Here is a 22510-nt window from a genome sequence, read left to right as displayed (position 1 = left end):
GAAGAATAATTAATGTCCGATGCCCAATGCCCCATTTTTAATTCTTCTGTTCTTGTGTGGATAATCCCGTCTAAATAATCATGAGATTTTTTATCTGTGTTCTGCCAAGAATGCTGCTACGGTTTGATTAAATGGCCCTGGTTGTGTCAAAAATGGCCAATGATTGCCGGGAACTTGGGAAATACGTAAGTTTTTCAGATAGGTTTTGTAGGGTTGAATTTGCCAATTTTGGCGGTTGAGTCCTTGTTCTGGCTGGATGAAGAGGGCAGGGGTGTCAAGGGGAATTGTAAAACCAGGTACTTGCATTACTGCTTCAAAAATTCCATCGCGGGCGGCAATAGTAAATTTGCTCCCCCAAATACCATCGGGTTTTTGTTCAATTCCGGCTTGGAAGACTTGCTGTTGTAGAGAACTCCATCCTTGATATTGCTTTAATTGCCGTGCTTGTTGTTCGGCTGCCTCTTGACTGGCGAAGGGACCCATAGTTTTGAGAAAAGGCAAGAAGCGATATAACATTGGAAAAGTTAGCCTGAAGAAACTGGGCATTCTCCAGATAAAAATTGGATCGATCAAAATCATACTTCGTAAACGGTTTGGGTTTTCTCTTGCCCAAATTGCGGCTAATTTGCCTGTCCAGGAGTGACTAACAATATGGGCAAAAGTCCATCCGAGACTCTCCATGAGTGCTTCGAGATCTGCGATCGCACTTTCAAAGCTATAATCTTTCTCTGGTTTACTGCTTTCGCCATGTCCACGCATATCTGGTGCGACTATGTGGTAATCTGCCGCCAAGTAATCTGCCAAATTAGACCACACAAGAGCATGGTCACCTAAACCATGTAACAACAGTAAAGGTTCTTGACCTTGGTTCCACTCTAAATAAGAAAGTTGGATATCAGGTTTTGATAAAGTTTGACGTACAGGCATCATTGCACATCCATCTATGGAGAGATATCTTTGCGTTTATATCGTACTGCGAAAGGGGAGGCAGGGGAGCAGAGAGCAGGGGAGCAGGGGAGCAGGGAGCAGGGGAGAATAATTCTTAACTTCTAACTCTTAATTCCTAACTCCTAACTCCTAACTCAACAGTCAGCACTTCCCCAATTGAGTTACCAAATACCACTTTGTGAATCTGAGGATTGTACTAATTGACACGAAATAATGAGACTGATGAATGCCAAGATCAAAGATAAGGATGCCCTGAGGATATTAAAAGTACTATGCCAGAATTACACCAATCAATTGCTCAGCATTATCACGAACGGACTAAATACGACCCTGAGACTCTCGCTTTGAAAACTCAAAGGTTAGATTGGGCTAAGCAGCCAGTACCTTTCAAGGAATACAAAATTGGCTCTACTTACGATCTCAAACCTTATATCCAAGAAAAGCCAGAGGCATTTGCGAATAATCCAGATGCTCAATGGTGGCAAAGACTGTCGCGGTTGCTGTTTCGCAGCTATGGACTCACTGCGAGAATGCCTTCTATGGGAAGTGCGGTTTATTTACGTGCGGCTCCGAGTGCGGGCGGGTTATACCCTGCGGAGGTGTATTTAGTTTCCCGTGGTACGTCGTTATTGCCTCCAGGTCTGTATAATTACCAATGTCGGACTCATTCGCTGATGCATTATTGGGAAAGTAATGTTTGGCAAACTCTACAATCAGCTTGTTTCTGGCACCCTTCCCTAGAAAATACCCAATTGGCAATTATTGTTACGGCGGTTTTTTATCGTTCTGCTTGGCGTTATGAAGACCGGGCTTATCGTCGGATTTTTCTAGATACGGGTCACCTTTTGGGTAATATCGAGTTAGCTGGTGCGATTACTGATTATCGCCCCCATTTAATCGGCGGTTTTGTGGATGAATCAATAAATGATTTGCTTTATGTCGATTCACAACATGAAGGTGCGATCGCCATTCTACCTCTGGCAGATTTGTTAGATATTAATCAAAATCTGCCATTGGGATGTACTGCTTTACCTTCTGCCACTGAAACTAGTTATCCACAAATTCCCGATGGCGAACTGCTGACATATTTCCATAAATACACTCAGATTCAACCAGGTGTTACTGGCAAGCTTAATCTACCAGCGATCAAACAAAAAAAATCTTTGGAGGATAAATACAATTTTCCTTTCTGTTTGAAAATTCCCACCACCACTACACCTATACATTGGGGAGAAAAGCTCTCAGAACTGGAAATCACTATGTACAAGCGACGTTCTACCCGTGCTTACAATGGTGATGATTTAACTTTTGATGAACTGAAAAGTTTACTCGATTTCACCTATCAACCGCAAAGTTACATTGACCAAAGTTTAGATATTTCTCCAGACTATTTTGACCTGAATTTAATAGAAACATTTATTGCTGTTTGCGGTGTCAAAGGACTGGAGGCTGGTTGTTATTATTATGCGCCCAAAGCTCAAGAATTACGGCAAATTCGGTTTAAAAATTTCCGCCGAGAGTTACATTTTCTCTGTTTGGGGCAAGAATTAGGACGAGATGCAGCAGCAGTACTGTTCCATACTGCCGATCTTAAGGCTGCCATCGCTCAATATGGCGATCGCGTTTACCGTTACTTACATATGGATGCTGGCCATTTAGGACAACGCCTGAATTTAGCTGCAATGCACCTAAATATAGGCGTTAGCGGCATCGGTGGATTCTTTGATGACCAAGTAAATGAAGTTCTGGGTATTCCTGCTGATGAAGCTGTTTTATATATCACTACATTTGGACGCCCAAGATAGAACGAACCGCTCCAAGCCAGAGGGCACAGAGATTTTCTCATGTCTCTGTGTCTGGAGTGGGTCGATTTGGTTGCTAAATCTCTAGCGACAACTATATTTTGTATATACTTTTACTTTTATTTTTTAATATAGCTATTATGCTGATAATACCCATTTAATGTAACATAAAAAACTATGTAATACGTGTATAGTAGCAGTGAAGATTGTTTGTTTTTTTATAAAACTTGTTTAAATCATTGCGAATGCTTATTTAAAATCAAGTAGAATAAATATCTTAAGAATACTCTCTAAATCAATTATGAATTTATCCAAAAAACTTGTTAACTAAAAAATATATTTTAGCTAATTGAAGGTAATAAAATAACTATTTAATAAAAGTAATAATTTTCGATTAAAGCCAGATTTTCTAAAATCCAAATATATACAACTCATATTTTATTTCTGAAAAAACTCGCCCTCCACTCAAAAAGCTGATTTTCTATTGCATACTCCCTTATGAGAGCAAAGAAATTCAAAAATCAAAGCAGATTTATATATCAAGGTTAAGTATACAAAATTTTTTTCACACAACGATAGATGTTATTTCCTGAAAATGAAAGGCAACGACTAAAAGTAGTTAATGAGTATCAAATTTTAGATACACCCCCAGAAGAAGTTTTTGATGGACTAGCTCAAATAGCTGCTAACTTTTGTGAAACACCAATTGCTTTGATTACTCTAGTCGATGCAGAACGCGAGTGGTTTAAGTCAAAAATTGGAGTAACTACATCGGAAGTTGCGCGAAACATTTCCTTTGGAAATTATACAATTTTACAAAATGACATATTAATAATTCCAGATACTTTGCAGGATGAACGGTTTGCCACAAATCCCTTTGTCACATCAAATAATTGTTTTCGCTTCTATGCAGGAGTTCCTCTAATTACCTCTAATGGCTTTGCATTAGGCACTCTTTGTGTAATTGATTTTGTTGCACGAAATTTGAATTTTAAGGAGCAAGTAGCTTTACAAAATTTAGCTCAACAAATAATCAATAATTTAGAGTTACATAAGCAAAAAAATCTTGACGATAGCCAAAAAAGTTTTAATCTACTTTTCTCTAAAAATCCTAACCCTATGTGGGTGTATGATGAAAATAATCTGAGATTTTTAGATGTGAATGAAGCTGCTACTGTTCACTATGGCTACTCACGAGAAGAGTTTTTAGAAATGCGAATAACTGATATTCGCCCTGTAGTAGATGTGCCTGGAGTGCTGAAATATTTAGCGGAAAAAAATTATAATTTACATTTTTCTGGGCAACATCGTCGCAAAAACGGACAGATTATAGATGTGGAAATTGTTTCACATGCAATAGATTATAGTAAACACAAGGCTCAGTTGGTTCATATAAAAGATGTTACGGAACACAAACAAATCGAAATAAATCTTGAGGAAAGCGAAGCTAGATTTAGAGCTATTTCGGCAGTTATTCCTATTCCATTAATGATTTCGCGTGTGTCTGACGGCTTAATTTTATATGCAAATCAAGAGTTCATTAAAACATTTAAATTGTCAGAGATAGATTTAGTTAATCACAAAAAAATATTAGATTTTTACCAAAATTCAACAGATTTATCAGCATTGTTAGAAGCTCTCGAACGGGATGGATATATTCGTAATTATGAACTTAATTTAAAAAGATCGGATGGCAGCTATTTTTGGGCGATTGCTTCACTAGAATATTTAAATTTTAACAACGAATCAGCAATATTGACATTATTTAATGATATCACATATCTCAAAAACGTAGAAACAAAACTCCAAGAGCAAAACGAATTTTTGCGGTTAATTTTTGAAAACATACCTTTGATGATTGCACTCATTAATACTAGTGGCAAACTTCAGTGGGTGAACCAAGAATGGGAAAGTGTTTTAGGGTGGAAATTCCAAGATTTCCAAAATTCTAATGTTCTAGAATTCTTATATCCTAATCCTGAATATCGTCAGCATGTAATTAACTTTATTCAGTCTGCACAACGCAATTGGGGTGATTTTAAAATTCGGGTACGGGATGGTCATTTACTAGATACATCTTGGACGAATGTTAAACTTCCAAATGGTCAAATTATCGGTATTGGCCAAGACATCACAGAACGTAAGCGAAGTGAACTTGCGATTATTGCTCAAGCCGAACGAGAACAATTGATGCGGACTGTTGCTCAAAGGATTCGTCAATCTTTGAATCTGCAAGATATTCTCACTGCAACAGTTGAAGAAGTGCGAGATTTGTTGAAGGTTGAACGAGTGGTAGTTTATCAGTTTGACCGAGAGATGATCGGCACAATTATGGCAGAATCTGTAGAGCCTGGATGGACAGTCTCTTTAGGCGTAGAGATTCATGATACTTGTTTTCAAGCAGGCGCAGGAGGCGAGTATTATCAAGGACGCAAAGGAGCAATCGCTAATATTTATCAAGCTGGACTAACTGATTGCCATATTGAGTTATTAGAAAGGTTTGATGTCAAAGCAAATTTAGTCGTGCCCATTTTACTTGAAGTAAGCTCTCAAAACCCTGGTTCTCACCTTTGGGGTTTACTAATCGCTCACCAATGTTCACGTTTTCGAGAATGGGAAGAAAATCAATTAGATTTGCTCGATCAAGTGACAGTACAATTGGCGATCGCCATTCAACAATCCAGCATCTTTGAGCAAGCTCAAACTGAACTTGTTCAAAGACAAAAAGCGGAAGTAAAGCTCAGAAGTGCTTTAGCTGAAAAAGAAGTTCTGTTAAAAGAAGTACATCACCGAGTTAAAAATAATTTGCAGATTGTCTCTAGCTTATTGCAACTCCAGTCTCACACAATTCAAGATCCAGAAGTAATTAAAGTTCTCAGAGAAAGTCAGAATCGCATCGAGTCCATATCTCTAATTCACAAAAATTTATATACTTCCCCTGATATCGGACAAATTGATGTTGGTGAGTATATCCACAATTTGGCAGCAAGCCTGTTAATTTCTTATCAAATAGTTCCCGGTAGAATTGGCTTAGAAACTGATATAGATTCAGTTAGTTTGAATATTGACCAAGCCATTGCCTGTGGACTAGTGATCAACGAATTAATCTCCAATGCCCTCAAGCACGCTTTTCCCAACCAACAAGCAGGCACAATTCATATTGCTTTACGAAATCTTAATAATAGTATCGAGATGACTATTCAAGACAATGGTATTGGTTTACCAGATAATTTAGATTGGAGAAATACTAGTTCTTTGGGTCTCTCTTTAGTGTATGACTTAGTTACAGAACAACTCGAAGGTGAGATTACTCTAGAACGCGATCGTGGAACAGTATTCAAAATCCAATTCACGCAGTTAACTTTGGATTAGTAAATATCAAATGGCTCAAGCTAGGATTTTAGTTGTTGAAGATGAAGTGATTGTGGCTAGAACTATTGCCAGCCAACTCAGCCAACTAGGGTACATTGTCACAGGTACAGCTTCCTCTGGAAAAGTTGCCATTGCCAAAGCGTGGGAGACTCAACCAGAACTAATACTAATGGATATTATCCTAAAAGGAGAGATGGACGGTATTGCTACTGCCACTCATATTCGTGAACAACTAGATGTTCCCGTGATTTTTCTCACTGCATATGGTGATGAAAATACTCTAGAAAGAGCAAAAGTTACTCAACCTTTCGGATATATTATTAAACCATTTACTACAAAAGATTTAAGAATAGCTATTGAAATCGGTTTATTAAAACACCAGTTAGAACGCGAACTACGGGAGAATCGAGATCAGTTAGCAACTCTTTTAAACTCCATGAGTGATGCTGTAATTGCCACCAATGAACAAGGAATGGTGACATTCATGAATCCCGCAGCTGAGGCGATAACTGGATGGCAGCAAGAAGATGCTTTAGGCAATGAAGTGTCAAATATTTTTCATATTGTCGATGAAGTCACAGAAACTACCTTAGAAAACCCCGTCACAAAAGTGCTACGAGAACAACAGGTTGTTTATTTGGGGGAATTCACATCTCTGATTACTAGAGATGGAAAAAGAGTTCCCATTGGCGATAGTGCCTCACCATTGAGGCGGCGTCCTGACCAGATAAATGGTGTAGTAGTTGTTTTTTGGGATCTTAGCGAACGGCGTCAAGCACAATTGCTAGAGCAAGCATTAGAAAAGGAGCAAGAACTTAATCGTCTTAAGTCTTTATTTATTTCGACCGTATCTCATGAGTTCCGTAATCCCCTAACAGTTATTCAAACAGCAGTAGAACTGATAGAAATTCAAGGATCGCGGTTGACAGATATTAAAAGAAGCACCTATTTAAACCGCATTCAAGGAGCTGTGCAATCCATGAACCAACTCATGGAAGAGGTGCTATTTATGGGTCATGCAGAGGCAGGAAAACTGGTATGCAATCCTGCTCCAATTCACTTAGAACAATTCTGTATAGAACTAATCGAAGATTTTTCTACTGTTATAAATAGTGTCAGTCAAATTATTTTTACTTGTCATAGTGAGAATACGAACGCAGTGATGGATGAACGGCTCTTGCATTACATGTTCGTGAATTTACTGTCAAACGCAGTCAAATATTCTCCCAGCGGTGACAATATTCACTTCGATGTAATATGCGATCCTACGGATAAAGTAGCAATTTTTTATATTCAAGATCAAGGAATTGGTATTCCCGAAGCAGACCAAGCCCGACTTTTTGAATCATTCTACCGAGCCTCAAATGTCCAATCAATTCAAGGCACCGGATTGGGGTTAGTTATTGTTAAAAGATGCGTTGATGCTCACGGAGGTCAAATTAGCTTTACAAGTCAAGTTGGTGTCGGTACTACATTTACAGTAATTTTGCCTTTAAATCCCGAATCATTAGAATAGGGCATGGGGAAGATGAGGGAGACGCGGGGACAAGGAGAGGCGGAGAATGACCCAATGCCCTGTTTGCCCATTTTGATTAATAATTCTGTTGCACGCCGCCCACTACTGGCTTAATTTCAGAAAATGGATCTGTGCCGCCATTCCAGTTAAAGTCACTAATTCGGACGCTCAAAGCACCTAACTCCAGTACCGGATTGTAACGCAAGGTAATGCCATAGGTGCGGCGGCTATATTCCACAATGTAGTCGGTGCTAGATTCTTTACCTGTATCTAAGTTAATTGATGTTTGAAAGCCTAAGCGCAGAGGCCCATAGATTTGCTGTGTAATTCCAGCAGTCAATACTTTTTCGTCAACCAAGCGATCGAATAAAAAAGGTGATAATCCGTTATTTAAACCTTGAGAATAAATGATACTAAAACTTGTATAGTCTAAAAAGGGTCGAGAAAAATGGCCAATTTGCCCTTGTAAGCCAATTGTACCAGTTAGGGTGCTTTGGTTGTCTCCATTGGTGTAATAACTGGTAGTGCCTGTGACGCCAGCGATCGCTTGCAAGTAAGGAACCACAGGGCTAGGCGTGTATCGTAATCCCTCACTAGGAGTGGGTGCTAATGGTTTTCCCTGCCACAGTCGCAATCCAGTACTTAGGGCAGCACTGGCTTGTAGGCGACCTAGTGAGATGCGATTGTTGTCCCGCACTGGTTCTAGTAAGTCTAAGCGATCCGTGTTGGCATCGATATACTGGGCACTTGCTTGATAGCTGAGGTTGATGCCACTTTTCCCTAGAGGAATCACAGGAGAGCTAATCAGGCCACCAAAACTACTCTGAACGTCTTGAAAGCCAAGGGAACCGTTGTAGAGACGATCGCGGTAATTATATTGCAAATTCAACAGATGAGGAAGGCGATCGCCTAATATTTGGCGCAATCCCAAATTCGCCCGAAAACTGTCTTCTACGTTGTCGAAGTCAAAACTGGTTAACTCTCCAGTACCTTGAATTACAGTTCGTGGACTCAAAACAGAATTTATCCTGGTTCTGACACCAAATATTGCGCTTAAGTTCTCCCTTCCTTCTATAGCCCTTTGTACAAATAACTGGGGCGTGATTGTCCAGCGTGTCTGTTCTGTATCGATGACTGGAAAGCCACGCTCAACATAAAAACCACCCCGGTCTTCTCCGTCATAGCCGGGAGAGACTATAAAAGGTGTAACATCTCGCTCCCGACGGTCAATCTTCCGCTCATTTAGGGGAATTGGTAACGAGATCGTTTGATCTAATACCAAACGCTGTCCCCGTGTCTGGATACGGTCTACCAAGGGTGATTCCCGCGTCGAAGTGACTTTATCTGCACGTAACTCTAGTTCTGGGGGGGAAAAAGGGTCATTAGTGATGCGGACATCGCTTGCTTGCCAGCCTTGAGAATAAAAGTCAATCTGTTGGGCTTCAAACCTCAGGCGCTTGACTGCACCCCCAGCTTTTGGAGGTGGGAGGTTGCTGGCTTCTGACTGACCACCAACTGTGATATCAATTCCTCCAGGACTGCTGACACCTGAAAGCGGCTGATTGGCTATAATGCGATCGCTTGGCGGACGTTGTGGGACTCCACCAGTGGTTATATCTGTGGATGAGAAAGCAAAGTCTGTAGTGGCTGAGGGTACGTAAATTTCCCCGCTACCATTTAGCATTTCCCCGCTATCTTGAACAAAGTTATAGGTAAAACGTTGTCCCCGTAGTACTTGATCGCCCCGTGTCAGAGTTACATTACCTTCCCCCGCAGCAATCAAGTTATCCAAATTGACTTGCAGGCGATCCGCATCTACTACCGCTCCATCAAATCGTACAACCACATTACCAACAGCCGTAATAATCCGCCGTTGTTCGTCATACTCCTGCCGATCTGAGGTCACTTCCACAATTCTTGGTGCAGCGACTGGCGGCGTACTAGCTGGCACTTGTGGCTGATTTGTAGTGTCTACTTGTGGCGTAGGTGTTGGTGTTTGGGTTTGGGAATAAAATTCTACAGTGAAGGGCGCAGAAAGTTTGTTTGTTGGGTTGCGAGATTTGAATTGTATTAAATTTTGTACTGATTGAGAATTTGATGCAGAAACAGGAGAGGGTGACGCTCTGACGCTCTGACGCTCTGACACAGTAGAGTCAGGAGAGTCTAATGAGGTTTGTTTTTCTTGATTGCTAAAGTTGGGATTTGGCGATCGCTCTTGGGGTTCTTCAGATGCTTCAGGCTCTCCTTGTGTGTGTCCCTGTGTCAGAGCGTCCCTGGGTCTGTCTACCTTTGTATCTTCTTTTTCAGCAACATTAAAAATCTGAACTTGCTGCGTGGGATAACCAACTTCTAGAGATTGCCCCAGAAGTGCGGCACTTTGAGAGGTGTTGACAGAGGAAAATTCTGGTGGGAAAGTTTTTGGTGGATCGGGTGCAGACGGAGTTTCGGCGACTAAAAGCCTATGGCCAGTTGAGCCAAGCGAAGTTGGCGATCGCGGATAACTTTTCGTCTCACCTGCGATCGTCAACTGAGCCAAATCCAGGTGATGCTTGGATCTGTCTGTGTTTAAGTGTATCCCAGTCTTGACACCTGAAGCAGACTGGGTATCACTAACAGATGAGACAGGATTGGCAGGTTGTAAAGGTTCGAGAATAGGAGGCGGATCGGGCGGCAGAACTGGATGAAGCATATTTGAGCAAAATCGAGCTAACAAACAGCCAAATGGCGAACAAAAGCATGAATATACATTTTGCCTTTCGACTGTCGCCTTCTGCTACTTGGAGCAGGAAACTTACTAACTTTAACCTAGTAAGTTTCCGTGGCGTTGAGTATTTTCCGCCTTCCAAACTTATGGATAATTTATCGCTCTTTTACTCCAAGTCCCGACGACCGGGGTTACGAGCTGGGTCGTTCGACAAAAATCCGAAGACGAAGATAGCTACAAAGAAGGCAACAACAATATAAACAACGATTTTTAAAGTCACCATACAAATATCTCCAACGGGTATGACAAAGAGAGCTTTTCTTTCAGTATCTGCCATGCAGAAAAAGTAGCTACTTTATATTACCCACATCTCGTCCCTTTTTGAGACGAGATTCTGGGGATTGGGTATGGGGCACTTGTACTGAGCGACTTGTGCCGAGCGACTTGCCCTGACTTGTGCTAAGCGTAGCCGTTGGCGCAGCCTCTCGTAGAGAAGGGAGTCGAGGTAAGCCGAAGTATGGGGCATAGGCTATGCCCAAGTTTATTGAAAATGGTGCGTGTCTGACTTGCTAGATGTCCCTAAAAAATAACTCAGAGACTGGCTATTCTTGTGACGTTGACTAACAACATAAGTTTCCCAAAAAAGTAGAGTTTACAGGGAACACTGACCGTACCCATGCCCCATGCCCCATGCCCCATGCCCAATTCCCTATTTCTCCTGAAGTTTTGCTAAATTCTTGCCAATTCGATTTTTGATGACTCGTGCAGGTATGCCTACAGCAACGGAAAAAGGAGGAATATCTTTATTGACAACTGCTCCCGCACCAATCACACTGCCTTGACCAATGGTAACGCCATCTAATACTGTTACTCCATGTCCTAGCCAGCAGTCATCCTCAATTACAATTCCCTTGCGAGTCACACCTTGGTATTTCATCGGTTGCATTGGATCGGCAAAGTTATGATTATTGGCATATATCCCTGAGTGGGCAGCAATCATACAGTGTTTGCCAATTTTAATGTCTCCTGGGCCTTCAATACACGCGTTGGGACCAATAAAGGTGTCTTCATCAATATGTATACACGTATCTGACAAACAGCCGATATCAACATTACGTTCAATAGCGACTTTATTCGCTAGATGAATTTTATTATTTTTGTGTCCGCTAGCATCTAACCGCACACCTTTGAAAATATATACTCCACTGCCAATTTCAATACAAGAAGTACCGTTAAACTCAACACCATTTTGAATATAAACTGGGCTACCTATTTTCGCAAAAATAGTACGATATACTAAATTTCGTAATTTTGGCCCGAGAAGGAGTGTAGGAATATCTCCTAATACTGTAGTAACTAAAAGTTCTTGGGTGCGTTGAATTTTTGAGAAATATTGCTCGTTATACATGGTTACATATCTCTTCAATCAATTGTTCTTGAAAGTTTTGAAGCTTTTTTGGGTTGTATCCGAATCTCGCAGCCATACCATTGGTATTGGTATGTCTTAATACCTGATGTAAATTAGCGGTATTAATGTATTACCCAAGGTTTCTAAATGGGTTTACCAATTTAGAAAAACCTATGTCTGGCTTTAACTATGCGAACATTTTTTTTTAACTTTTATATGGCATAGTTACTCAACTGATATACACAATTGCTTCAATCGCTAGAAGCTTTCGCAACAGTCAAGTTACGCAAAAGTTTTGCTGATTTTTCAGGAGACTGAATTAACAAAACAACATCAGTGCATCGCAGAGTCAAAGCTCAGACTATTAACTTGTCTGATAGGAATATTTCCTAGTTGAGATAGGCTACTGTTTTGGTTATCGGGCAAAAAATTTTTAAAGCTTGTTACACAACTACGCATAGAGTTGTTTCCCTGAAGGTTACTTATTATCAGGCGGTTTTAGTATTTTAAAACAACTAAGTCCTACAAGCTATTTGGTAACAAAAATACATTTAACTAGACTCTTTAAAATTCAGAAACAATTTATGTCTAGCAGAATATGTAATTATTGTTGGATTTTGATGGGTAGTTCTGCCCAAATAAAATCCAATTAAGGTGGATTATCTCCCACATCAGCCATCACATTGAAGTTAACCATCGGTGCAAACAAGTAAGCGCTTCCCCGACTGCTATGACGGCTTTCTTGCAACGAATTTCTAGAGTATGCTGCTCCAATCATGTTGCACACGGATGATTTACAGACCAACCAATTCATCCTTATAAATTAGATGAATAGCTTTTTATTACAATTGTTTTTAACGATAACACATTTTATTTTTAGTGGTGCAATCTTCTGAAAGTAAGTTGATTTTCAGGTTATTTACTGATAAAAAATCTGAAAATCAGCTAAGTTTTTTACGGAAGCGATCGCTAATTAGGAAATAGGGATGCAGGGCACAGGGGCAGAGGGTTACAGGGAAAATAATGACTAATGACTAATTACTAATGCCATTTTGTTGATATTTATACCGTCACCTAACTCTAAAAAAATTTTTAGTTTCTGTTAAATTCAAAATGATATCTACTATACTGAATGACACCCTCTTTCTGAAACAAACAAAAAGCTAAAAATTATCTTCTTCCCTGTTACTTATATCTCAAAATTTGTAAATCACCCAAACGGGTGAGCCAAGCGGGTGATGCGTGCTTGGGACTGGTTGTTATAAATTTTATTGAAAGCTAAAACGTATCAGAGTTTCAGGGAAAAGTTGACTAAGCAAGATGCAATTGCAGAAATTGAGGTATCGGTTTTAACTCACACACTTGGTCTAAGATTATGGCTTTAATTAAAGAAATTGTAGAACAAGCTCTGGCTACAGGTTACCTGAGTATTGTAGCTGAAGACGAAATCCGATCGCTAATTCAAAGTGATTATGATTCTGAGGATCTAGATGCTTGGATATTATTACAACGATCGGTTGTAGCAGGCGATGTCAAGCAAGAATCGCGGCGCAAAAAAGTTTCTCCTCGTCCTAAAACCAAGGACGCTTCATCAAGTATTAAACTTGCTTATCAAATGGCCGCGGAGATTGCCTATGCAGCAGCCATAGCTCTCACAATGTCAAAAAATACTAAGGATCAGCCTTCACTAGGTGCATAAGATAACATTTATTAAATTGTTTTCCTGTTGTAGTATCAATGTTTGATACTAAGTGGTTGGCTATCCCTTTTTCTGCTTAACGGCTTGCTAGAGTTTTAGTCAGTACGAATTGTCGGCTGTGTGAAACAATTAGATGCGATCGCATAAATTTAGGTTAACCCTAACCTATCCATTCTGACGACTCTGTATCAGCACAATTTTATTAAAAAATAATTAATTTTTTCTTATTACTACAATGAGGATGATAAACTCCAAGGCTCCGCTAAGACACAATAATTGATCCCCGAAACGAATACTAAAATAAATATAAATAATTTATTGCAAAGCAAATTATCTTAAATGATACATGCCAGTAAATGATTAAATTTTAATATACCAAGTACATGGCTTGTCGTAACGCATAGAATAAAAAACACCTTGGTGTAAACTCTCGCAACGAGGTTAAGAAAAGTTTTCAATGCTTAACAAAGTCATGGCTTCTTCACAAACTACACTATAAAGAATTGGCAACATTGGTAAAGAAAGTAAACAATAACCATAGCTAAACTTGGAGTCTTGCCAACCTATGCAGCCAATTCGCACATTCAATGTTTCTCCCTCACTACCGCCGCGACTAGAACCGCTGCGGCGGCTGGCATATAACTTGCACTGGGATTGGAACGTTGAGACTAAAGATTTATTTCGTCGCTTAGATTCCGACCTGTGGGAGTCTAGCCGTCATAACCCGGTGTTGATGCTGGGTACTATTTCTCAGGCGCGGCTTTTGGAAGTTGTCGAAGACGAAGGCTTCCTAGCGCAAATGGATCGAGCTAACCGTCAGTTAGAAGATTATTTGCAAGAGCGCACCTGGTATCAGAAACAACGGGAAAATAAACCAAAAGAATGCTACGCCTATTTTTCGGCGGAATTCGGACTTGTTGATTGCTTGCCCGTCTATTCTGGAGGCTTGGGCGTTCTGGCGGGGGATCACCTCAAATCTGCCAGTGACTTGGGGCTACCGCTTGTAGGTGTAGGTTTACTCTACCAGCAAGGCTACTTTGCCCAGTATCTCAATGCTGATGGTTGGCAGCAAGAACGCTACCCCATCAACGATTTCTACAACATGCCCCTGCACCCAGAGCGCAATCCAGATGGTTCAGAACTACGGATTGCAGTAGACTATCCAGGGCGCAAGGTCTACGCCAGAGTTTGGCGCGTACAGGTGGGAATGGTGCCTTTATATCTGCTAGACACCAACATTGAACCCAATAATCCCTACGACCACGACATCACAGACCAACTCTATGGCGGCGACATCGACATGCGTATCCACCAGGAAATCATGCTGGGGATCGGTGGCGTGCAAATGCTCAAAGCCTTGGGGCTGAACGTCACCGCCTACCACATGAACGAAGGTCACGCCGCCTTCTCCGCCCTAGAACGCATCCGGCTGCTGATTCAGGAACAAGGATTAAATTATGCCGAAGCTAAACAGGTAGTAGCTTCCAGCAATATCTTTACCACTCACACGCCAGTACCAGCAGGTATTGACTTGTTTTCTCCCGATAAAGTTTTGTACTACCTGGGGTACTATGCAGAAATCTTTGACTTGCCCAAAGAGCAGTTTTTAGGGTTAGGGCGCGAAAATACTGGCGATTTATCTGCACCTTTCAGTATGGCAGTGCTGGCGCTGAAAATGGCAACATTTTCTAACGGCGTAGCACAACTGCACGGCGTCGTGTCCCGGCAAATGTTCCAGGGCTTGTGGAAGAAAGTGCCAGTAGAGGAAGTGCCCATCGCCGCCATTACCAACGGTGTCCATGCTCGGAGTTGTGTTGCCAAATCAACTCAAGAGTTATACGATCGCTACTTGGGGCCAAATTGGTCATCAGCACCAGTAGATAGCCCACTATGGGAGAGGATGGACGCCATACCCGATGAGGAATTGTGGCGGAATCACGAACGCTGCCGCTTAGACATGATACTGTATGTGCGCGAGCATATGGTGAAGCATTTACGCGATCGCGGCGCTTCACCTTCAGAAATTGTCCAAGCCCAAGAAGTTTTAGATCCTTACGCCTTCACCGTTGGCTTTGCTCGTCGCTTTGCCACATACAAACGCGCTACTTTGTGGATGCGCGATGTAGAACGCATCAAGCGGATTTTATTAGCCAACAAACACCGAAAGGTGCAATTTGTAATTGCCGGTAAAGCGCATCCTAAAGATATTCCCGGAAAAGAACTTATCCGCGACATCAATCACTTTATCCGCGAACAGCATTTAGAAAAGCAGGTAGTGTTTGTTCCTAATTACGACATTCACATTTCGCGGTTGATGGTAGCAGGTTGTGATATCTGGTTAAACACACCGCGTCGTCCGCGGGAAGCGTCTGGTACCAGTGGCATGAAAGCCTCAATGAATGGATTGCCGAATTTAAGTGTACTAGATGGTTGGTGGGATGAAGCTGATTACGTCCGCACAGGCTGGGCAATTGGACATGGAGAAAATTACGACGATCCCACCTACCAAGATGAAGTAGAAGCCAACGCCCTCTACGATTTGCTAGAGAAGGAAGTCGTACCGCTATTTTATGAACATCGCGATAGTGATGGCTTACCGCGGCCATGGGTTGCCAAAATGAAGGATGCAATTCGCTTGAATTGTCCATTCTTTAATACAGCGCGGATGGTAGGAGAATATGCACAAAGAGCTTATTTTCCAGCTAGCGATCGCTATCATACCCTGACCGTTGATAACTATGCCCCAGCCAAAGAACTAGCCGCTTGGAAAGCAAAACTCAGCGACCATTGGTTCAACATCAAAATCAAAGATATTGATGTATCAACACCTGCGGATATTGAAGTTAATCAAACTGTGGCTGTGAAAGCTAAGGTTGACTTGGCAACTTTGAACAATGATGATGTGCAAGTAGAGTTATATCAAGGTGCCATCGATGCCAATGGTGATATTGTCAACGCTGTACCAGTGGTGATGGATTACCAAGGCGAAGATACCCAAGGATTGAGTACCTACACGGGTAATATTACTTACACCACTTCTGGTTTGCAAGGCTTATCCTTGCGGGTATTACCGAAAAATCCACATCTGGCCAATCCTTATGAACCAAGGTTGATTGCTTGGGCAGAATAAGACAATTGAATAGTTTTTGAATACTCTAGATTAGGCGTTGCTGATTTCAATTTAGCAACGCCTTTTCTTCTATAGGAATCATATTTGATTTTTGAAATATACGTAGGGTGTGTTATGCCGTAGGCTAACGCACCAAAACCTTCGGGTGGTGCGTTACGGAAGCCGTAACACACCCTACACATACTTAGATTTTTTCAGAAATCAAATACTAGTCCTATATATAATTTAAGGTAGATAATTAATATCTAATAGCTGTTCTAAGGTATAAGTGCAAGATTGAGGTAAGTTATCTAATTTGCCTTCAGTTTTCTCAATAACATACCCTAAAGCATCATCATAAATTGATGCCAATTCTTTTTCTAAAAATTGATATAAATTCGTTGTCAAGTTCCGTTTTAACTGAGTCCTAAAACTTCTAACTTCTGCTCTCCAATGTCCAGAATTATATTGAGATTCTTCTGTCCAACATTGCAGCAATAAAAGATATCTAATAACTTGTTCTAGTAAACTAGCAACCCTGGCTTTGTCTCTCCGAACCCAATTTTCTAACTCCTCAATTAAATTTTCTAAATCTAATTGTTCTAAATGATTGGCTTTCAATAGTTTAATTGTTTCCTCTAACCAGAGATGTTCATCAATTTCATAAAGCTCTTTTAAACTCAAATTAGAACTAACTCCTTGCATAAAACCTCGGTAAAAAGGACTGGAGATTGGGTTTGCAGCTTTCTTACCTTATAATCTAACACTCCTCCCCTGCGTGGGATAAAATCTACATTACAACGCTCATTTTAAGTTAAAATTCTTTGAGGAATAACAATATAGCCAGTAGTGCGATCGCCAAGTACCAAATTACGTTCTTCTCCCCAATACCACCAGTATGCAGCAACATAAGCGCAAACTAGGCCATCTAGTTTATCTTCAGTTGCTTTGAGAGCTGCGCCTGTGCTAGGAATTTCCAGAAAAAACGAATTGCACAGCATCACAGGAGGAGAAAGAGAGGGGAGAATATCGAGAAGATAATTTTGAAGTTTGATTAATTCTAAACGGCGTTCGTTGAGGCGTCCTTTTTTGTATTTGAGGATGCGTTCTAAGTTGAAGAGATGAACAATTGCTGGATGGGGAAAGACTTCTATTTGATATCTGCCAAGTTTTAGCGGTTCGATGGTGGGTGCGTGGACATAGCCACGAGATTCTAATTCTAAGCCAAAGTTGACGGTGCGATCGGCAAAGGGTAGGTTTTTGTTAGCTGGGTAACATCCGGCGTGATATTTACCAAAGTATTTATGGGTGAGTTTGTCGGGGAGGCGACTTCCAGCCTCATTGGGTATGAGGGTGGGTGCATCTACAGCGATGATGGCTGGTTCGTCTGGTTGTACACTGTCATCAATCCATGTCAGGATATCTGCAATGGCTTCTTTGCGGTCTAAATCGAGTAGTTGCAGTTGTCCATCTATCCATTCTAAACAGCATAGTCCACTTGGTTGGGATTTCCAGCCTAAATCAATGCCAATAAATTTCATGGTCATCAGACGAATTTGCAATTATTTTCGCATTTCGTGGCAACGGCTTACTAAAACAGTGCTCAGTTGCATTCAATCGGGAAGACCAGGGAGATATTACTTCTGGAGGTAATTTAGTATCAGTATTCAAGAAAAACTTAAGTTAACTAATATTTAATTGCGAAAAAATCATCGCAAATAATCTTATAATCTGAAAAAGCTTGTCTGAATTCAGGAGCCAAAATAATTAAATATTTTTAAGATATGCTGAGATCGGTATAACTATAATTAATTATTCTGGAAAGAAAATATCCCAGGCTTATTTCCAAATTGGAGAATATATAATTTTAAATTTTTACAAATAAAATAGTTTTGTTATGTACTAATTATTCTAAACTAATTACGGATTGTGAACTTTGAATTTTGACTCCTGAATTCTGACTCCTGTTTTATTTTATTTCACAATATAAAATTATTCCAATGCAGATTTTATTTTTACATCCCAACTTCCCCGCGCAATTTCGCAACCTTGCCATGTTTTTGGGTAAGGATAAGAATTTCAAAGTTGTCTATGGTACAAATCGTCGTGAAGGAGAAATATTTGGTGTTAATAAAGCTATTTACACTCCTTCTCGTGAAGCTGCTCCCCAAACGCACCACTACGTTCGCACCCTGGAAAATGCTGTGCTTACTGGCCAAGCTGTTTATCGGATAGCAGAGAAATTAAAAGCTGAGGGTTTCGTTCCAGATATAATTTATGGCCATTCTGGTTGGGGGCCGACTTTGTTTATGAAAGATGTGTTTCCCAAAGCCGAATTGTTATGTTATTTCGAGTGGTTTTATCATGCTCACGGTTCTGATGCAGATTTTGATCCGAACGAACCATTAAATGCTGATGATGTATGTCGAATTCGCGTCAAAAATACGCCGATTTTAACTGATTTATATAGCTGCGATCGCGGGCTTTCTCCTACCTATTGGCAACGGCAACAATTTCCTAAAGAATTTCACGATAAAATCACTGTCTGTCATGACGGGGTTGATACGAAATTTTTTGCTCCCAAACCAGATGCAAAATTAGTTTTACCAAGAATAAATCTCGACCTTTCCCATGTTGAAGAGTTAGTAACTTATGTAGGGCGAGGAATGGAACCTTATAGAGGTTTTCCTCAGTTTATGGAAGCTGTAGCTCTAATTCAGCAGCGGCGACCCAAATGCCATGTAGTAGTTGTGGGAGAAGATAGAGTTGCTTATGGTAAAAATCTTCCCGATGGCAAGACTTATAAACAATTGATGCTCGAAAAATTATCTTTAGATTTATCAAGGCTGCACTTTACAGATAGCCTGCCTTACCATGAATATCTTCAGGTATTACAAGCTTCTTCTGCTCATATTTATTTAACCCGTCCTTTTGTTTTGTCTTGGTCGATGTTAGAGTCAATGTCAGTGGGATGCGTGCTAGTAGCTTCCAAAACTGCGCCAGTCTTAGAAGTCATACAAGATGGCATTAATGGACTGCTAGTAGATTTCTTTTCTCCCCAAAATATTGCTAATCGGGTTGAAGAAGCGCTGGATAATCCTCAAGAAATGAATGCGATTCGTGCCAATGCGCGAGCGACAATTCTTAAACATTATGATGTGGCGAAACTATTACCAGAGCATTTGCAATGGATGTTAGCTAATAAAATTTCTGATACTAAAAAACGCCAAACTCCTAAAATTTCTAAAGGATTTGGTGGAAATTAAATATTAGGAATATGGCATTGGGCATTTACGAATGACCAATGACTATTGTACAGACGCGATTAATCGTGTCTCTGCTAATGTACAGACGCGATTAATCGCGTCTCTACTAATAACTAATAACTAATAACATTAAAAATGCGAATTCTTCTTACTATTGCCCACTTTTTTAAACCTAGTGATGAAGGTCGTCATGCTTCCCAACGTAAAGACCCCCAACCTCGTTTGCAAGCTTTAAGTCAAAGTCTTACTGGGTTGCACCAATTATTTGGTAAATCTCAAAGTATTATTAACATTGCTCAGCGATTAGCTTTCCCTGCTAATCAACCCCAATCTCACGAATTAGATATTGTTATTTGTACAACCCAAAATAATCATCTTTTGAATCAGCTTCCTGTACCATCCGATTTATACAAGCATCATTCTAGCAATATAGAACCTATGCTTTTAGGATTTGAGTGCCAAGCTGTTCTGCAAAGTTATGTTGGCAAATATGATTACTATTGCTTTCTGGAAGATGATTTAATCATCCATGACCCTTGGTTTTTTGTCAAATTAAACTGGTTTAGCCAACAAGCAGGTGACTCGAACTTACTCCAGCCAAATCGTTATGAAATCTCGCCTCATGGTTTAGTTCACAAAGCTTACATTGATGGAGATTTAGCTTTGCGAGTCACTGCTCCCTTTCAAAATGTGCAGAAACAACAAGAACTCAAGGGTACAATTATGAATACGCCTATTACTTTTAATCGGACGCTAAATCCCCATTCAGGCTGTTATTTTTTGAATGCAAATCAAATGGCTCATTGGGCTAATCAACCTTATTTTCTCGACCGAGATACTAGCTTTATTGGCCCTCTAGAAAGTGCTGCTACTTTGGGAATCATGAAAACATTTCAAGTTTATAAAGCCTCACCCGAACAAGCAAGTTTTTTGGAAATTCAGCACTTTGGAACAGGATTTCTTGGATTAATTGGAGGACAAGTAGGTTTCGTAGAAAGGTAACTCTATTCTGTGTGTGATAAAAATGATGAAATCAGCACGGTAATTATTGAATTTCATGAAAATAGCGATCGCCTGAATCCTCCAACTGAAATAGTCGCTGTAAGAGGATTTTTACCCCCTTGTGTGTACACCGTAGTTAATTTGGTAGGGTGCGTTATCGCGCCAGCGTAACGCACCGTCAATGATTTTCGGTGCGTTAGGACTTGCGTCCATAACGCACCCTACAAATTTCCGAAATTTAAAAACAGTTTAGTGAAGTAACTGATATCAGGTTGATTTGAAATACAACATAATCCAAAGGAAATTGTACTAGGTCAATCTGAGTTTGACCTTTATAGAGCAACTCGCATGAGTGACGTTTTTATCTCTTATTCTCGCAGAGACAAGGAGTTCGTTGTTGTTCTCCAAGATGCACTCAAAGCTCACAATCGTGAAACCTGGGTAGACTGGAAAGATATTCCCCTAACTGCTGATTGGTGGGCAGAAATTCAAGCAGGGATTGAGGCAACTAATACCTTTGTGTTTGTGATTACGCCAGATTCCGTTGTCTCAAAAGTTTGCAATCAAGAGATAGATCATGCAGTCAAAAACAATAAGCGCCTTGTACCAATTGTGCGGCGAGAAGGTTTTGACATGGAGCAGGTTAATCCTGCACTTTCCAGACACAACTGGCTGTTTTTTCGCCAAGAGGATGATTTCAATACTGTTTTCCCAAAGCTAATTCAAGCAATTGATACGAATTTGGAATATGTGAAAGCGCATACACGCTTACTCGTTCGGGCGCTGGAGTGGGAAAATAAGGGAAGGAACGACAGCTTTTTGCTGCGTGGCAGTGATTTACAAGAAGCAGAACAATGGTTAGCTACAAGTGCTGCTAAAGAACCTCTGCTAACCGAACAACAAAAAAATTACATCAGCAAAAGCCGTGAGGCAGAAGACGCACAACAGAGATTGGTGCAAGCTGGACATAAAGCAAGCCAGATGGTTCGCATTGGCTCTGGGATACTGGGTGTAACTTTATTATTGGCAGTCATAGCAGGAGTATGGGCAAGCAAAACAATTCGTACAGCACAAGAGAAAATTCAAGAAGCCCAGGAAGGCACAAGGCTAGAGCGAGAGGGAGTTGCAGCTTTACAGCAGTTTGAGTTTCAACAAATAGAAGCGTTACTCTCAGCTATGCGTGCAGGACAAGACTTGCAAGCATTAGTCAAGGATAGACCCGTAGCCGAATATCCAGCCGTAAGCCCAATTTTGGCTTTACAAACAATTTTGAGCGATATCCGAGAGCGGACGCAGCTTACAGGGCATCAAAGTACGGTCAGCAATGCCAGTTTTAGCCCAGATGGCAAGAAGATTGTCACTGCGAGTGATGACAACACAGCCCGTGTGTGGGACAGCAGTACTGGTAAGCAGCTAGCCGAACTCAAAGGGCATCAAAGTTTGGTCAACAATGCCAGTTTTAGCCCAGATGGCAAACAGATTGTCACTGCGAGTGATGACAAGACAGCAAGAGTGTGGGACACCAGTACTGGTCAGCAGCTAAGCGAACTCAAAGGGCATCAAAGTTTGGTCATCAATGCCAGTTTTAGCCCAGATGGCAAGAAGATTGTCACTGCGAGTGATGACAAGACAGCCCGTGTGTGGGACAGCACTACTGGTAAACAGCTAGCTCAACTCAAAGGGC

The 22510-nt window shown here is 40.8% G+C and carries 15 protein-coding genes; 8 read left to right on the top strand and 7 right to left on the bottom strand.

Annotated elements, in window-relative coordinates:
• Nucleotides 1-90 precede the first annotated feature (90 nt).
• Complete coding sequence (locus ACM0OY_RS22260; RefSeq protein WP_414571014.1) at nucleotides 91-930, bottom strand: alpha/beta fold hydrolase; 840 nt, start codon at nucleotides 928-930, stop codon at nucleotides 91-93.
• Nucleotides 931-1220: 290 nt separating this feature from the next.
• On the opposite strand from ACM0OY_RS22260, the gene ACM0OY_RS22255 reads away from it, so the two are divergent.
• The 3 genes from ACM0OY_RS22255 to ACM0OY_RS22245 all read left to right on the top strand — a co-directional run bounded on the left by ACM0OY_RS22255 (nucleotide 1221) and on the right by ACM0OY_RS22245 (nucleotide 7638).
• A complete protein-coding gene (locus tag ACM0OY_RS22255) occupies nucleotides 1221-2753 on the top strand; it encodes a SagB/ThcOx family dehydrogenase (RefSeq protein ID WP_414571013.1) in 1533 nt (510 codons plus the stop codon).
• A gap of 576 nt (nucleotides 2754-3329) precedes the next feature.
• Nucleotides 3330-6122: a PAS domain S-box protein gene (locus ACM0OY_RS22250; protein WP_414571012.1), complete on the top strand. Its 2793-nt coding sequence runs from the start codon at nucleotides 3330-3332 to the stop codon at nucleotides 6120-6122.
• Nucleotides 6123-6132: 10 nt separating this feature from the next.
• Nucleotides 6133-7638, top strand: a complete 1506-nt coding sequence (locus tag ACM0OY_RS22245; RefSeq protein ID WP_414571011.1) for an ATP-binding protein — start codon at nucleotides 6133-6135, stop codon at nucleotides 7636-7638.
• Between the two features lie 76 nt (nucleotides 7639-7714).
• On the opposite strand, the gene ACM0OY_RS22240 is transcribed toward ACM0OY_RS22245, so the two are convergent.
• From ACM0OY_RS22240 to ACM0OY_RS22225, 4 genes are all read right to left on the bottom strand, one after another.
• Nucleotides 7715-10327, bottom strand: coding sequence for a DUF3769 domain-containing protein (locus ACM0OY_RS22240; protein WP_414571010.1), 2613 nt, complete (start codon nucleotides 10325-10327; stop codon nucleotides 7715-7717).
• Nucleotides 10328-10508: 181 nt separating this feature from the next.
• Complete coding sequence (locus ACM0OY_RS22235; protein ID WP_190955567.1) at nucleotides 10509-10625, bottom strand: photosystem II reaction center protein I; 117 nt, start codon at nucleotides 10623-10625, stop codon at nucleotides 10509-10511.
• 426 nt (nucleotides 10626-11051) lie between these two features.
• A complete protein-coding gene (locus ACM0OY_RS22230) occupies nucleotides 11052-11750 on the bottom strand; it encodes an acyltransferase (protein WP_414571009.1) in 699 nt (232 codons plus the stop codon).
• A 649-nt stretch (nucleotides 11751-12399) separates the two neighbouring features.
• Nucleotides 12400-12528, bottom strand: coding sequence for a hypothetical protein (locus ACM0OY_RS22225; protein WP_256091202.1), 129 nt, complete (start codon nucleotides 12526-12528; stop codon nucleotides 12400-12402).
• A 597-nt stretch (nucleotides 12529-13125) separates the two neighbouring features.
• On the opposite strand from ACM0OY_RS22225, the gene ACM0OY_RS22220 reads away from it, so the two are divergent.
• Both ACM0OY_RS22220 and glgP read left to right on the top strand, forming a co-directional pair.
• Nucleotides 13126-13449, top strand: a complete 324-nt coding sequence (locus ACM0OY_RS22220) for a hypothetical protein (protein ID WP_414571008.1) — start codon at nucleotides 13126-13128, stop codon at nucleotides 13447-13449.
• Nucleotides 13450-14014: 565 nt separating this feature from the next.
• Nucleotides 14015-16579 carry an alpha-glucan family phosphorylase gene (gene glgP / locus ACM0OY_RS22215; protein ID WP_414571007.1) on the top strand — a complete coding sequence of 855 codons (2565 nt, stop codon included), beginning with the start codon at nucleotides 14015-14017 and terminating at the stop codon, nucleotides 16577-16579.
• A gap of 225 nt (nucleotides 16580-16804) precedes the next feature.
• Here the strand turns inward: glgP and ACM0OY_RS22210 are convergent, their stop codons facing one another.
• Together ACM0OY_RS22210 and ACM0OY_RS22205 are read right to left on the bottom strand one after the other, a co-directional pair.
• Complete coding sequence (locus ACM0OY_RS22210; protein WP_414571006.1) at nucleotides 16805-17263, bottom strand: DUF29 domain-containing protein; 459 nt, start codon at nucleotides 17261-17263, stop codon at nucleotides 16805-16807.
• A gap of 104 nt (nucleotides 17264-17367) precedes the next feature.
• Nucleotides 17368-18099, bottom strand: coding sequence for a DUF429 domain-containing protein (locus tag ACM0OY_RS22205; protein WP_414571043.1), 732 nt, complete (start codon nucleotides 18097-18099; stop codon nucleotides 17368-17370).
• Between the two features lie 459 nt (nucleotides 18100-18558).
• Here ACM0OY_RS22205 and ACM0OY_RS22200 point away from each other — a divergent pair, with 459 nt between their 5' ends.
• The 3 genes from ACM0OY_RS22200 to ACM0OY_RS22190 form a co-directional block, all read left to right on the top strand.
• Nucleotides 18559-19824 (top strand): glycosyltransferase family 4 protein, encoded by a 1266-nt coding sequence (locus ACM0OY_RS22200; RefSeq protein ID WP_414571005.1) that lies wholly within the window; start codon nucleotides 18559-18561, stop codon nucleotides 19822-19824.
• A 135-nt stretch (nucleotides 19825-19959) separates the two neighbouring features.
• Entirely contained in the window at nucleotides 19960-20826 is an 867-nt protein-coding gene (locus tag ACM0OY_RS22195) for a calcium-binding protein (protein ID WP_414571004.1), read from the top strand.
• A 348-nt stretch (nucleotides 20827-21174) separates the two neighbouring features.
• Nucleotides 21175-22510: toll/interleukin-1 receptor domain-containing protein (locus tag ACM0OY_RS22190; protein WP_414571003.1), on the top strand; the 1336-nt coding region annotated here is incomplete at its 3' end.

The organism is Nostoc sp. CCY 9925 (assembly GCF_963920935.1).
Taxonomy (GTDB): domain Bacteria; phylum Cyanobacteriota; class Cyanobacteriia; order Cyanobacteriales; family Nostocaceae; genus Nostoc.
The sequence above is the reverse complement of the archived record's forward strand: the minus strand, read 5'-3'. Positions and strand labels throughout refer to the sequence as shown.

Excerpts from the sequence above, each read along its gene's own strand:
- ACM0OY_RS22260 (WP_414571014.1), bottom strand. The coding sequence starts at position 930 with ATGATGCCTGTACGTCAAACTTTATCAAAACCTGATATCCAACTTTCT.
- ACM0OY_RS22255 (WP_414571013.1), top strand. The coding sequence starts at position 1,221 with ATGCCAGAATTACACCAATCAATTGCTCAGCATTATCACGAACGGACT.
- ACM0OY_RS22250 (WP_414571012.1), top strand. The coding sequence starts at position 3,330 with ATGTTATTTCCTGAAAATGAAAGGCAACGACTAAAAGTAGTTAATGAG.
- ACM0OY_RS22245 (WP_414571011.1), top strand. The coding sequence starts at position 6,133 with ATGGCTCAAGCTAGGATTTTAGTTGTTGAAGATGAAGTGATTGTGGCT.
- ACM0OY_RS22240 (WP_414571010.1), bottom strand. The coding sequence starts at position 10,327 with ATGCTTCATCCAGTTCTGCCGCCCGATCCGCCTCCTATTCTCGAACCT.
- ACM0OY_RS22235 (WP_190955567.1), bottom strand. The coding sequence starts at position 10,625 with ATGGTGACTTTAAAAATCGTTGTTTATATTGTTGTTGCCTTCTTTGTA.
- ACM0OY_RS22230 (WP_414571009.1), bottom strand. The coding sequence starts at position 11,750 with ATGTATAACGAGCAATATTTCTCAAAAATTCAACGCACCCAAGAACTT.
- ACM0OY_RS22225 (WP_256091202.1), bottom strand. The coding sequence starts at position 12,528 with ATGATTGGAGCAGCATACTCTAGAAATTCGTTGCAAGAAAGCCGTCAT.
- ACM0OY_RS22220 (WP_414571008.1), top strand. The coding sequence starts at position 13,126 with ATGGCTTTAATTAAAGAAATTGTAGAACAAGCTCTGGCTACAGGTTAC.
- glgP (WP_414571007.1), top strand. The coding sequence starts at position 14,015 with ATGCAGCCAATTCGCACATTCAATGTTTCTCCCTCACTACCGCCGCGA.
- ACM0OY_RS22210 (WP_414571006.1), bottom strand. The coding sequence starts at position 17,263 with ATGCAAGGAGTTAGTTCTAATTTGAGTTTAAAAGAGCTTTATGAAATT.
- ACM0OY_RS22205 (WP_414571043.1), bottom strand. The coding sequence starts at position 18,099 with ATGAAATTTATTGGCATTGATTTAGGCTGGAAATCCCAACCAAGTGGA.
- ACM0OY_RS22200 (WP_414571005.1), top strand. The coding sequence starts at position 18,559 with ATGCAGATTTTATTTTTACATCCCAACTTCCCCGCGCAATTTCGCAAC.
- ACM0OY_RS22195 (WP_414571004.1), top strand. The coding sequence starts at position 19,960 with ATGCGAATTCTTCTTACTATTGCCCACTTTTTTAAACCTAGTGATGAA.